Source organism: Bacillus kexueae (genome assembly GCF_022809095.1).
GTDB classification, from domain to species: Bacteria; Bacillota; Bacilli; order Bacillales; family Aeribacillaceae; genus Bacillus_BZ; species Bacillus_BZ kexueae.
Genome location: NZ_JALAZE010000001.1, coordinates 669,637 through 683,009 on the forward strand (window position 1 = coordinate 669,637; position 13,373 = coordinate 683,009).

At 42.8% G+C, this 13,373-nt stretch carries 9 protein-coding genes; 1 reads left to right on the top strand and 8 read right to left on the bottom strand.

From position 1 onward, the window contains the following. Positions 1–316 precede the first annotated feature (316 nt). Positions 317–2,914: an ATP-dependent chaperone ClpB gene (gene clpB, locus ML543_RS03445; RefSeq protein WP_243385738.1), complete on the bottom strand. Its 2,598-nt coding sequence runs from the start codon at positions 2,912–2,914 to the stop codon at positions 317–319. Positions 2,915–3,904: 990 nt separating this feature from the next. Next, positions 3,905–4,084, bottom strand: coding sequence for a YjzC family protein (locus tag ML543_RS03450; protein ID WP_243385739.1), 180 nt, complete (start codon positions 4,082–4,084; stop codon positions 3,905–3,907). A gap of 141 nt (positions 4,085–4,225) precedes the next feature. Here ML543_RS03450 and ML543_RS03455 point away from each other — a divergent pair, with 141 nt between their 5' ends. Then, positions 4,226–5,041: an undecaprenyl-diphosphate phosphatase gene (locus ML543_RS03455; RefSeq protein ID WP_243385933.1), complete on the top strand. Its 816-nt coding sequence runs from the start codon at positions 4,226–4,228 to the stop codon at positions 5,039–5,041. A gap of 40 nt (positions 5,042–5,081) precedes the next feature. Here ML543_RS03455 and argF read toward each other — a convergent pair whose 3' ends face one another. From argF to argJ, 6 genes are all read right to left on the bottom strand, one after another. Further along, complete coding sequence (argF, locus tag ML543_RS03460; protein WP_243385740.1) at positions 5,082–6,005, bottom strand: ornithine carbamoyltransferase; 924 nt, start codon at positions 6,003–6,005, stop codon at positions 5,082–5,084. After that, a complete protein-coding gene (locus ML543_RS03465; RefSeq protein WP_243385741.1) occupies positions 6,002–9,046 on the bottom strand; it encodes a carbamoyl phosphate synthase large subunit in 3,045 nt (1,014 codons plus the stop codon). Before ML543_RS03465 ends, argF begins: the two co-directional genes overlap by 4 nt. Before the next feature lie 12 nt (positions 9,047–9,058). Further along, on the bottom strand, positions 9,059–10,114 hold the full coding sequence (locus ML543_RS03470; RefSeq protein ID WP_243385742.1) for a carbamoyl phosphate synthase small subunit: 1,056 nt from the start codon (positions 10,112–10,114) through the stop codon (positions 9,059–9,061). Positions 10,115–10,199: 85 nt separating this feature from the next. Further along, entirely contained in the window at positions 10,200–11,357 is a 1,158-nt protein-coding gene (locus ML543_RS03475) for an acetylornithine transaminase (RefSeq protein WP_243385743.1), read from the bottom strand. A 14-nt stretch (positions 11,358–11,371) separates the two neighbouring features. Further along, the gene (gene argB, locus ML543_RS03480) at positions 11,372–12,184 is read right to left on the bottom strand and encodes an acetylglutamate kinase (RefSeq protein ID WP_243385744.1); all 813 of its coding nucleotides are present in this window, start codon (positions 12,182–12,184) and stop codon (positions 11,372–11,374) included. Next, positions 12,147–13,373, bottom strand: coding sequence for a bifunctional ornithine acetyltransferase/N-acetylglutamate synthase (argJ, locus tag ML543_RS03485; protein WP_243385745.1), 1,227 nt, complete (start codon positions 13,371–13,373; stop codon positions 12,147–12,149). Before argJ ends, argB begins: the two co-directional genes overlap by 38 nt.

Sequence of the window (13,373 nt, forward strand, 5' to 3'; positions counted from 1 at the left end):
GATTTTACACTCACACCCCGGACATGAAAATTTATTCTCCCCGGGGTTTTTTCTTTCTACCATCTACCTATCATGATCGATCATTCAGCTCATAGGTAATTTTTATTTTCACAGAAAAAGCGCAAGTTCTTAGGCGAAGGGCGCTTTAGGACCTGCGAGGAGGCTTCCGTCGCCACAGCAGGGCCGAAGCGACCCGAGCTGATGACGCTTGGAGCTAGACGCCAAAAAAACTGTAAAGAGAACTCTTTATTGAACTTAAACTTTCTGTAACAAAAAAAAGCAGATGGGAGAACTCATTCTCCTATCTGCTTTTTCATTATGATTTTATGACAAGTTTTCCATCTTGAGCGTCGATTTCAATGGTATCAAAATCGACAATTTCCTGCGCAATAATTCCCCGGGCAAGCATCGTTTCGACATGTTTTTGAATATATCGCTTCAGAGGTCGCGCCCCATAAACAGGGTCAAATCCACTTTCTACAATGAATTTTTTCGCATCTTCTGTTAATGTAAGAGTCATTTGCTTATGTGCTAACCGGTCTTGTAATTCCTTCATAAGCTTTTCAACGATTTTTTCCATTTCGTGCATAGATAATGGCTTAAATAACACGATATCGTCAATACGATTTAAAAACTCTGGACGAAAATGACGCTTTAATTGCTCCATTACTTGACTTCTCGCTTCGTCTACAATTTCTCCTTGCTCATTAAGCCCATCTAGTAAAAAGCTAGACCCAATATTAGAAGTCATAATAATAACCGCATTTTTAAAATCGACGGTGCGTCCTTGTGAATCGGTAATTCTCCCGTCATCAAGCATTTGTAATAAAATATTAAACACTTCGGGATGCGCTTTTTCCACCTCATCAAGTAAGATGACGGAATACGGGTTTTTACGAACAACTTCTGTTAGTTGTCCTCCTTCTTCATAGCCGACATATCCTGGAGGTGCCCCAATGAGTCGCGAAACCGCATGTTTTTCCATGTATTCACTCATGTCGATACGTACCATATGGTCTTCGCTATCAAATAGAGTTTCTGCTAGTGTTTTCGCAAGCTCCGTTTTCCCAACACCCGTCGGTCCTAAAAAGAGGAAGGAACCAATCGGACGGTTCGGATCTTTAATACCAGCCCTTGCACGAAGTACCGCATCAGATACGAGTTCAACAGCTTCATCTTGGCCAATGACACGCTCTTTTAACACCGATTCAAGCTTTAATAGTTTCTCCCTTTCCCCTTCTACAAGCTTGGATACAGGAATGCCTGTCCATTTGGCGACGATTTGAGCAATCTCTTCTTCTGTCACCTCTTCACGAAGTAATCGTTGCTCTTCTTGTTTCTCATTCATTTGTGTTTCAAGAGTAGCCAACTCTTTTTCCAATTGTGGAATCTTTCCATGACGTAATTCTGCCGCTTTATCTAAGTCGTATTGATTTTCTGCCTCTTCTAAATCTCTTCTCGCCTTTTCTAACGTCTCGCGAAGCTGTTGTACTTTTTGAATCCCTTCCTTTTCAAGCAGCCACTTCGCTTTCATTACATCAGCCTTTTCCCGAAGCTCTGACACAAGTTTTGTTAGCTCATTTAATCGACTCTGGCTTGCTAAATCTGACTCATTTTTCAACGCCTTTTCTTCTACTTCTAACTGCATAAGCTTACGCATAATCTCATCTAACTCTGCGGGCATTGAATCAATTTCCGTACGAATCATCGCACATGCTTCATCGACTAAGTCAATGGCCTTATCTGGTAAGAACCGTTCGGTAATGTAGCGATCAGATAACTCCGTAGCTGCCACTAAAGCAGCGTCTTGAATGTTCACACCATGATGGATTTCAAATCGCTCTTTTAACCCACGTAAAATGGAAATGGTATCATCCACTGTCGGCTCACTAACTAACACTTGTTGAAATCTGCGCTCTAACGCAGGGTCTTTTTCAATATATTTTCGATGCTCATCTATGGTTGTCGCCCCGATGCAATGAAGCTCTCCTCTTGCCAGCATCGGCTTTAACATATTTCCGGCATCCATCGCGCCTTCTGTTTTACCAGCTCCAACAATCGTATGCAATTCATCAATAAATAAAATGATGTTTCCGTCACTTTTCTTCACTTCATTTAAAACGGCTTGCAGCCGTTCTTCAAACTCTCCACGAAACTTTGCACCAGCGACAAGCGAACTCATGTCGAGTGCAAAAATCGTTTTATCTTTCAACCCTTCTGGTACATCTTTCCGCACAATTCGCTGAGCCAGACCTTCGACAATCGCCGTTTTCCCAACACCCGGCTCTCCTATTAAAACTGGGTTATTTTTTGTCTTACGTGACAAAATCCGAATAACGCGACGAATCTCTTGATCACGGCCAATAACCGGATCAACTTTCCCAGCTTTAACCTCTTCAATTAAGTCACGTCCATATTTCTTTAACACTTCATAAGTTGCCTCTGGGTTTTGCGTAACCACCCGTTGATTCCCCCTTATTTGATGAATAACCGTTAACAATTTATCTTCTGTAAGTTGAAACATTTGAAACAAGCGAAAGCCATCTTGGTTTTTTACATGTGCCATTGAAAGCAATAAATGCTCCACTGAAAGAAAATGATCGTCCCATTCTTTTTGAATGGTTTGAGCTTTTAATAATACTTCTTCCAGTCCTTTTGATAGGAAGACTTGATTCATTGCACCAGTCCCGCTAACTTGCGGCTTTTTTTGTAGAAGCTTATGAATCTCATGCTCCAATTCGTTCCTAGAGACCTCAAGCAGCTCCACCATTCGAGGAAACAAACCTTCTGGCTGATTTAAGAGTGCCTTTAGGAGATGAATATCCTCTATTTGCTGATGACTATGTTCTTTCGCAATCGTCTGCCCTTCCACAAAAGCTGATTGCATTTTCTCCGTCCATTGATTGAAATCCATTTTGCTGCCCTCACTTTTTATCAGGTATGCATGATTGAGAGTTTTGACTTTCTTTGACCTTTTATCATCATTATAGCCACGTTTATGTAGTTGTAAAGCGATTTGCCTGTTTAAAATACGAATGAATGAAGGAAAAGTTTCGTACGAAGATTGAACTGGAGAATCTGCTTTTCGATGTGGGCAACTTGTATAAGCACGGGGGATTTTCTTTTATGAACGATGACTTGTCTTAATCGCAGGTAGGGGCCTCTATGTGTGGGGCAGCTTCTCTATGCCGCGCGAACTACTCTCCTATGCGCGCGAGCTACCCTCCTATGCGCGGGGACTACTCTCCTATGCGCGCGGGCTATTCTCCTATGCGCGCGAACTGCTCTCCTATGCGCGCCTATGCGCGCGAACTACTCTCCTATACGCGCGGGCTACTCTCCTATGCGCGCGAACTACTCTCCTATGCGCGCGGGCTACTCTCCTATGCGCGGGGACTACTCTCCTATGCGCGGGGGCGGCTCCTCTATGCGCGCGGGCAGCTTCTCTATGCGCGGCTACACTCCACCTATGCGTGCGAACTACCCTATGCGCGCAGGACTCTCCTCTATGCGCGCGAACTACTCCCCTATGCGCGCAGGACTCTCCTCTATGCGCGCGAACTACTCCCCTATGCGCGCGAACTACTCCCCTATGCGCGCGAACTACTCCCCTATGCGCGCGAACTACCCTATGCGCGGGGGCGGCTCCTCTATGCGCGCGAACTACTCCTCTATGCGCGCGAACTACTCCTCTATGCGCGCGAACTACTCCTCTATGCGCGCGAACTACTCCTCTATGCGCGCGGGCACCCCCCCCTATGCGCGCGGGCCTCCCCTCTATGCGCGAGCTACTTCCCTTTGCCGCGGAGCAAGCTCCCCTATGCAAGACTTCCTCTCCCCTATGCACGAACACTCGTGCTTTCGTACAAAAGAAAAAGAAGAAGCTGGGTTTGTCCCCAGCTTCTTACGGTTTTCGTTGGTATGTCCAGATTCGATTGTGGTTTGATGTTTCTGGGAAGGAGTCTCCTGCTTTTAGTTTGATTTTTTTCGGATTTTTAACCATTGATCCGGTTTCGCCTATTTCGACGTACACGCCGTTGTTCGGGGCTTTTTGTCCTGGTTTGAATTGATGAGCTTGTCCCATAGAATCCCTCCTTACGTTTTCTTCGTTTATTATGACCATTACATTCTGTTTACATGCTAAAATACACCTTTACAGAATGTGGTACATGTAGTTAAATGAAGTAGTGAATGTTGATGAGTGGAGGATTTCTTCGTGGAAACAATGAGTTTATTATATGAAATCATAAAATATTTATTTTTAGGAGCGCTTCAAGGGTTTACCGAGCCGATTCCGATTTCATCGAGTGGTCATCTTGTTTTGGCCCAGTATTTTTTAGGGATTGAGCTTCCGGGTCTATCGTTTGAAGTGTTGATGAATGCCGCTTCGTTGTTAGCGGTTCTCGTGATTTATCGAAAGGATTTAGCCCGTTTAACTGTGAATGGATTAGGGTATATCGGAACGAAAGATCCTGCAAAGAAAAGTGACTTTTTCTTTATTGTGTATTTAGTCATTGCTACGATTCCTGCTGGTTTAATCGGCGTGTTGTTCGGTGATTTCATCGAAGGCCTTGTAAAAGATGGGGTGCAAATTGTTGGAGCAACGCTTATTTTAACAGGGATTGCGCTTTATTTGATTCGCAATTTAAAAGGGCGTAAAAACGATGGGGATTTAACAGTGAAGGATGCGTTGATTGTCGGATTCGCTCAAGCTGTTGCTTTAATTCCTGGTATTAGCCGCTCTGGTGCAACGATTATTGCAGCAGTTGGGCTAGGCATGAAACAAGAAACGGCTTTACGTTTTTCGTTCCTATTGTACATACCGGTTAGCTTAGGAACTACATTACTTGCCATCGGTGATTTAGCAGAAAATCAAGCTTTAGCGAGCCAATGGGTTCCGTTAACGCTTGCCTTTATCGCGTCTTTCGTTTTATCATATTTCGCTTTAAAATGGTTCATGGGGATTATGGAACGCGGAAACTTAAAATATTTCTCTTACTATTGTTGGATTGTCGGAATTTTAGTTTTACTTTTTGCTTAAAAAACCAGTGGGGCCGATTGGCTCCACTGGTTTTTCTTTTTTATGCCAATAACATTTTTAAAATTGCTTTTTGTGCGTGAAGGCGGTTTTCAGCTTGCTGGAAAACGGCTGAGTTCACTCCGTCGATTACATCGGCCGTTACCTCTTCTCCACGATGAGCTGGTAAGCAATGAAGGAAGGTAGCATCTGCTTTTGCATATGACATAAGTTCCGCATTCACTTGATACGGTTGGAAGATGTTTTTACGCGCTTCTGCCTCTTCCTCCTGTCCCATACTCGTCCATACATCCGTGTACACGACATCGACGTTGGTGACGGCTTGAATCGGGTCGTTAGTAATCGTAACAGTTGAGCCTGTCTGTTCAGCTACTTCTTTAATTTGGTGAACAATTTGCTCATTTGGTTCAAAGCCGACAGGTGTCGCAACCGAAATATCGACGCCTACTTTGGCACACGCCATCATTAACGAATGCGCGACGTTGTTCCCATCTCCTACATAGGCGACGTGAAGTCCTTCTAACGTCCCCTTCACTTCAAGAATGGTGAGTAAATCAGCTAACGCCTGACATGGATGATACAAGTCACAAAGTCCGTTAATAACAGGAACAGAAGCATTTTCAGCTAGTTCCTTCACACGCTCATGACTTGTCGTTCGTATTAATATCGCGTCCACATAAGAAGAAAGAACTTTTGCCGTATCTGAAACCGTTTCACCGCGCCCCAACTGAAGTTGATTCGCATTTAAATCAATCGCATGACCACCTAATTGAATCATGCCGACTTCGAAAGAGACACGAGTTCTCGTTGAAGATTTTTCAAAAATCATCGCCAACGTCTTCCCTTTTAAAAGGTCCGAATAAGGGGATTTCTTTAGCTGTAACGCCTCATTTAATAAGTCGTGAATGTCTTCTGTTGTATAAGAATGAAGATTTAATACATCTTTACCGATCGTTTTTATTTTCATGAGTTCATCACTCCTTTTTCAATCTTAACAAGTTCATGTAGAGCTATTGGGGAGACGTCTTCTGCATCGAAGCTTTGCAAGAACGCACGATATGTCTCTTCCTCGGTTAGTACTGCGATACCTTTTTCAATCGCTTGGCGACGCTTTTGTTCCGCCTCCTTCGTTTTTTCACTATTGACATAGACCGTAGCCTCTTCATGCTTCAACCATTGTTCAAATGGAACGTCATTTTGCCCTTCAACATAGATCCCGTTTTCTGATACTGGGTGTAAGTGAGCAAATACTTTTTTCAGTGCCTCTTCAACTGTTAAACCGATACACATTCCTTCTCCTGTCGATTTCATTTCAGGCCCTAACTTTAAGTCAACATCCGTTAGCGCATGTGATGAAAAGACAGGGAACTTCACGGCAACATAAGGATTCATTTCTTTTTCTGTTATACAATCCGAAAGCGAAGCACCTGCTAATACCTTTGTCGCCACTTCAACGAGCGACACATTGGAAAGTTTGCTTATAACGGGAACCGTTCGACTTGCCCGTGGGTTCACTTCTAAGACGAAAATGTCCTTTCCTTTCACTAAAAATTGAATATTCATAATGCCTTTATATTGGAGAGCTTGCACAATTTTTTTCGCATAGTTATACATCGCTTCTTTTTGTTCTTGGTTGATAGATTGGGCTGGGAAAAACGCAAAGCTATCACCTGAATGAACACCAGCTCCCTCAATATGCTCCATCACGTCCGGTACGAAGACGTCTTTTCCATCTGCAACAAGATCGATTTCTACTTCCATTCCTGTCACAAACTCATCTAGTAAAATCGGAAAGTGTTCGGATTCCATGTCAGTTAATAACGTTTGAAGTTCATCAAATGAATGGACCTTCACCATTCCTTTTCCACCAATGACATAAGATGGACGTAAAAGAATTGGGAATTGTAATGTTTTCGATTGTTCAAGAGCGTCTTCCAAATGAAAAGCCATTATTCCTTTTACGTGCGGAATATTGACGGAATCTAAAAGCTGATAAAATTTCTCTCGGTCTTCCAACTGATCGAGCATTTCTTGATTCATACCGAGTAACGGCACATTTTCTTTTTGTAAGGCTTCAACTAAATTTATTGCTGTCTGCCCACCGAATTGGGTAATGACAAGATCAATCCCTTCGTTTTCGACAACCGCTACAATATGTTCAACCGTTAATGGTTCAAAGTAGAGACGATCGGCCGTTTCATAATCCGTGCTGACGGTCTCAGGATTGTTGTTAATCATAATCGCTTCGTATCCTAATTTTTGCAGCGTTTGGATACAGTGAACGGCACTGTAATCAAACTCAACTCCTTGCCCAATTCGAATTGGCCCTGAGCCAATGACGAGTGCTTTTTTCTTATTCGCTTGGAAGTGTGCTTCATTTTCCCCTACGTATGTGGAATAAAAATAGTTCGTTCTCGCTTCAAACTCCGCAGCACATGTATCAACCATTTTAAAGACCGGTTGAATCCCCCATTTTTTTCGCAATGAGCGAATGTGCTGTTCGCTCGTATTCGTCCAATTGGAAATGGCGTAGTCGGAAAAGCCATTTTTCTTCAACTCCCATAAAAGTGAAGGAGCTAGCGGTTGCTTAATCATTTTCTTCTCTAGTTGTATTAGGTGTTGAAAAATGGATAAGAAAAACAAATCGATTTTCGTTTGGTCATGGATTTCGCGAATGGATACATCTCGACGAATTAACTCCATGATGATAAAAAAGCGTTCATCCGTTTGCTGAACAAGCATCGCTTTCAATGCGGAGGTTTCGACTCCCTTTAATTTGGGTAAAGTATAACCAATCGTTTTTAACTCCAAAGATTCAACTGCTTTTTGTAAGGCGGCACCTAGTGTTCGCTCAATTGCCATTACTTCACCTGTCGCCTTCATTTTCGTTCCAAGCTTTCGATCTGCTTTCATAAATTTGTCAAACGGCCAGCGAGGGAATTTTACGACGACGTAATCTAATGCTGGTTCAAAGCTTGCGTAAGTTGATTGAGTTAACGGGTTTTTCAGTTCTTTTAACGTATACCCAATCGCAAGCTTTGCCGCCATTTTCGCTATCGGATACCCCGTTGCTTTAGAAGCAAGCGCGGAAGATCGACTGACGCGCGGGTTGACTTCAATGACGTAATATTGCTTACTCTCAGGGTCAAGGGCAAATTGAATGTTACAGCCTCCGACGACTTTTAAAGCAGAAATGATTTTTAACGCGGCTCCGCGAAGCATGTGATATTCTTCATCGGTTAACGTTTGAGATGGTGCGACAACGATGGAATCACCGGTGTGAATACCAACGGGGTCAATATTTTCCATGTTACACACAGTAATACAAGTATCACTTTCATCCCGCATCACTTCGTACTCTACTTCTTTAAAGCCTGCAATGCTTTTTTCCACTAATACTTGGTGAATCGGGCTCATCTTTAAGCCATTTGATACAATTTGCTCCAACTCAGATTGATCGTTTGCAATTCCGCCACCTTTACCGCCAAGTGTGTAAGCTGGGCGCACAATAATCGGATAACCAATCGATTCTGCAAATTGTACTGCGCTTTCGGTTGTTTCTACAATTTCACTTTCAGGAATCGGTTCATTCAGATCGTTCATAAGCTGACGAAACTTTTCACGGTCTTCTCCTTTTTGAATGGTTTCACTTGTCGTTCCAAGAAGCTTGACACCGTATTTCTGTAACAGTCCGCTCTCCTCTAACTCAACCGCTAAGTTTAACGCTGTTTGCCCTCCTAACGTCGCAAGCAATCCATCGGGCTTCTCCTTTTGAATGATTTTCTCAAGGCTTGAGACAGTAAGTGGTTCACAATAAACGGCATCCGCAATTTTCGTATCCGTCATAATCGTTGCCGGGTTATTATTCACAAGAACTACCTCGAGTCCTTCCTCTTTTAATGCTAAACAACCTTGCGTCCCAGAATAATCAAATTCTGCCGCTTGCCCAATAATAATCGGACCAGATCCAATTACGAGTACTTTTTGAATGGTAGAATCCTTTGCCATATCGTTCTCTCCTTAAACAATTAATGCTTCTGTTTCTTTTGTCATTGTTAAAAATTCATCGAATACTATGTCAGACTCAACCGGTCCTGGGTTTGCTTCCGGATGAAATTGAACAGATAAGATCGGAAGTTGTTGATGCACAAACCCTTCAATCGATTGATCATTAATGTTTGTAAATCGCACGACAAGCGATGTGTTGTTTAACTCATCTACCACATAACTATGGTTTTGGGACGTCATCCACACTTTTCCGGTTTTGTGATCTAAGACAGGATGATTGGCACCGCGGTGACCAAAGCGAAGTTTTTTCGTATTCGCCCCGTACGCTAACGCAATCAATTGATGACCTAAGCAAATGCCGAGTGTTGGGAACATCGATGTCACAGTACGAATGCTTGGTAAATAAGACAGTAGAGATTTCGGGTCTCCAGGGCCATTCGACAAAACGATTCCATTCACGTTCATGTCTTTTACTTGATCCATTAGATGATACGGAAGAACCGTCACTTTACATCCTCTTTGCACGAGCGATTCGAGGATTGACTTTTTGTATCCAAAATTAATGAGGGCAATGTGACAATCACCTTCTCCGAATGTCTTAATCTGTTCGTCTACGACCTTTTCTACTTGGTTTTCGGTCAACTGTGTGTGAACAGTTTCATCTCGATTCGTGGTGATTGCCGCCTTTTGTGTCCCTTTTTCGCGAATGGCTTTTACAATCGCACGTGTATCCGCCCATTCAAGAAGGGGTATGTTCCATTTTTTTAAATACTCTTTAAAAGAAGAGACCGCTTCGTAATGGGAATAATGCTCAACGGCTTGTAATACGACAACACCTTTCACACACGGCTTAGCACTTTCAAAATCATCTTCGTTAATCCCATAATTTCCGATTAACGGATAGGTGAAGACAATAATTTGATCTTGGTACGATGGGTCCGTTAATACCTCTTGGTATCCTGTCATTCCGGTATAAAAAACAATTTCTCCTTCTTCATACGTCGGAAATTCATCGTCCATTTCTCCATCAAACGTCGTTCCGTCTGATAAAACTAAATATCCTTTCACGCTGTCATCATCCTTCCTGAATCTAAATGTATATTTATTTATGTTAAAGTATTTTTATTCATTTTTAAGTGAAGAAAACCCTTCTCTATTGAAGAGAAGGCTCTGATACTTTTAATAGTGTTTCTTGAATCATCGCCACCGCCTGATCAATCTCCTCTTTTGTCACTGTTAATGGCGGCAACAATCGAATCACATTCGGTCCCGCAGGTAATACAAGTAACCCTTTTTCACGTAACGTAGAAATGAGGTCATTCACATTTTGATGACAATCAATCCCCACCATCAATCCAAGTCCTCTCAATTCAAACCCGGAAGTATTGTTAAGTGTTTTTTCGAGTAATTGTTGGAAGTAAGTCGATTTATCCTTTACTTCTGTTAAAAAAGCGGGGTGAAAAATTTCCTTTACCGTCGCGAGCGCTGCAGCCATCGCGATGTAATTTCCACCAAATGTTGAACCATGACTCCCTGGACTGAAGGCTGCTTTCAACTTCTCTTTCCCGATCATCGCACCGACAGGAATTCCACTTCCTAATCCTTTTGCGACCGTAATAATATCCGGGTCAAGATCAAAGTGCTGGTAAGCAAACGGCTTTCCCGTTCGTCCAATGCCCGTTTGAACCTCATCAATGATCAGAAGAGCATTCAGTTCTTTGCATTTTTGTTCAACAGCTTGTAAAAATTCTTTTTTACCAGGGACGACGCCCCCTTCTCCTTGCACAACTTCGAGCATGATAGCGGCAACGGAGTCATCTTGAAGCTGCTTAACTTTTTCCACATCATTGTACGGAAGATACTCAAATGTTGGTGCTAGCGGCCCATAGCCTTCTTGCACTTTTTCTTGTCCGGTTGCCGTCATAGTTAAAAACGTTCTGCCATGGAATGATTTTTGAAAGGTGATGATTTTATGTTTACCTGTATATTTTTTGGCTAGTTTTATAGCCGCCTCATTCGCTTCCGCTCCGCTATTGGCGAAGAATACCGCATCCCCAGATGAATGGCGAACAAGAATTTCGGCGAGCTCTTCTTGTATCGGTTGTTGAAATAAATTGGACACATGCCATACGTTTTGTAACTGCTCTTCAATGGCTTCTAGCACCTTTTTCGGTCGATGACCTAAGTTACATACGGCTATTCCTGATACAAAGTCTAAATATTTCTTTCCATTCGTGTCATAAAGGTAAGACCCTTCTGCATGTGACACTTCTACTTCCCATCTTGCATACGTTGGGAATAAATAACTCATAATCATCACACCCTTTATTGATTACTTCCAGAAACGAATGCTTGTTGTTTAATTTTTGTCCCGACAAACTGTCCACTATGAAAAATGGTCCCTTTCCCGTTTACAATCATCGCTTCTTTTAACTGGTCAGATAATGCCGAAATCGCTGACGTTACTTTCGGAATCATCCCGCCATAAATGGTGCCTTCTTGAATTAAATCATCGATTAATGATGGGGTCGCTTCCTCTAACAACTCCCCATTCTTTAAAATTCCCGGTACATCTGTTACAAAAAGCAATCGTTCAGCCTTTAACGCCTCCGCAACAGCAGCCGCGCATACATCCGCATTAATATTTACGGTTTGACCGTCTTTTGTTTTTCCAAGCGGAGCGATAACTGGCACATATCCGTCTTTCAATAGAGTTCGTAAAAGACAATCATCCACCTTTTCTACCTTTCCGACAAATCCTAACGAATCATGATCCAAGTATGAGGCGGTAATAATGTCGTGCCCCGATAGCCCAACCGTTTGAATGCCGTGAGCTTTTAATTTTCCCGACAACAGCTGGTTCATCTTCCCACCTAATACCATTTCGACTATTTCTAATACCGGCTCCGTCGTTTTTCGCTGTCCATTGACAAAGACGCTCGGAATTTTCAATTTTTCCAACATCCCGTTAATCTCTGGTCCTCCTCCATGGACAAACAAAACGTAATGATTTTTTCTAAGTTCGATCACAGATTGGATAAAAGAATCTGAAACCTCTTTTAACATGCTTCCGCCTAATTTCAGGACAAAAAGTGGTTTATCAAGTTCGATAGCTTGCGTTAATTTTGACGTAGTCATACGTTAAATCACATCCCCACGCTTTTCCTTTTTCCGTGCCATTGTTTAAATGAACCGTAATGGTTACCGTTTCTTTAGCTAAATACTCGGTGACAAGCTCTTCCGAGAATGATTGTGGTAAGCCATTTTGAAACATTAAGTAAGGGCCGATATAAATTGATACTTGATCGGGTTCCACCTTTGCGTCACTGTACCCGACTGCAGCAACAATTCTTCCCCAATTGCCATCCCGTCCATAAACGGCTGTTTTAACTAATGACGACCCCACGATTTTTTTCGCAATAATGTTCGCCTCTTCTTTCGTTTGTGCGCCGGTCACGTTTACCTCAACGAGCTTTGTCGCACCTTCTCCGTCACGAGCAATCTGCTTTGCTAAGTCAACACAAACCGCTTTCAACCCTTCTTTAAACTGCTCAAAGTCAGGATGGCCTTCTGTTAAAGGTTCGTGGTCAGCCATTCCGTTAGCAAGTACAAGAACCATATCGTTCGTCGATGTATCACCATCTACTGTAATTTGATTGAACGACTCATTTGTAATCTCTTTTAACGTTTTGTGTAAAAGAGTGGAATCGATATTGGCATCCGTAGTCACAAATCCGAGCATCGTTGCCATATTCGGATGAATCATTCCTGACCCTTTTGCCGCTCCTCCAATCGTCACCGTTTTCCCGCCAACTTCCAGCTCGTAGCAAGCACTTTTTTGGAATGTATCAGTCGTTAAAATGGCTTCTTGAAAGCTTTTTGCACCTTCAAGTCCGTTCGATACTTCGACCTGTTCAATGCCGTGAGCGATTTTATCCATTTGTAAAAATTCACCGATGACACCTGTTGAGGCAACGGCGACATGCTCTTCTACCAGGTCTAACCGCTTGGCGACTAAACGGCGCATTTCATATGCGTCCTTTAACCCTTGTTCTCCTGTGCAGGCATTCGCTATCGCACTGTTTACGATGATGGCTTGAATTTTCCCACTATGTTGAATGCTTTCTTGTGTGACTTTCAATGGCGCTGCTTGAAAGTGGTTTTGCGTGTACACAGCCGCCGCTGCTGCAGGCGATTCACTCATTAATAGTCCAACGTCCTTTTTCGAATACCGAAGACCTGCGTGAATCCCACCCGCTTGAAAACCTTTTGGCGTTAAAACAGTGCCACCTTCCACTTTTTTTAGCAGCTTTTCTGCAGTTTTCAT

Excerpts from the sequence above, each read along its gene's own strand:
- clpB (WP_243385738.1), bottom strand. The coding sequence starts at position 2,914 with ATGGATTTCAATCAATGGACGGAGAAAATGCAATCAGCTTTTGTGGAA.
- ML543_RS03450 (WP_243385739.1), bottom strand. The coding sequence starts at position 4,084 with ATGGGACAAGCTCATCAATTCAAACCAGGACAAAAAGCCCCGAACAAC.
- ML543_RS03455 (WP_243385933.1), top strand. The coding sequence starts at position 4,226 with ATGAGTTTATTATATGAAATCATAAAATATTTATTTTTAGGAGCGCTT.
- argF (WP_243385740.1), bottom strand. The coding sequence starts at position 6,005 with ATGAAAATAAAAACGATCGGTAAAGATGTATTAAATCTTCATTCTTAT.
- ML543_RS03465 (WP_243385741.1), bottom strand. The coding sequence starts at position 9,046 with ATGGCAAAGGATTCTACCATTCAAAAAGTACTCGTAATTGGATCTGGT.
- ML543_RS03475 (WP_243385743.1), bottom strand. The coding sequence starts at position 11,357 with ATGAGTTATTTATTCCCAACGTATGCAAGATGGGAAGTAGAAGTGTCA.
- argB (WP_243385744.1), bottom strand. The coding sequence starts at position 12,184 with ATGACTACGTCAAAATTAACGCAAGCTATCGAACTTGATAAACCACTT.
- argJ (WP_243385745.1), bottom strand. The coding sequence starts at position 13,373 with ATGAAAACTGCAGAAAAGCTGCTAAAAAAAGTGGAAGGTGGCACTGTT.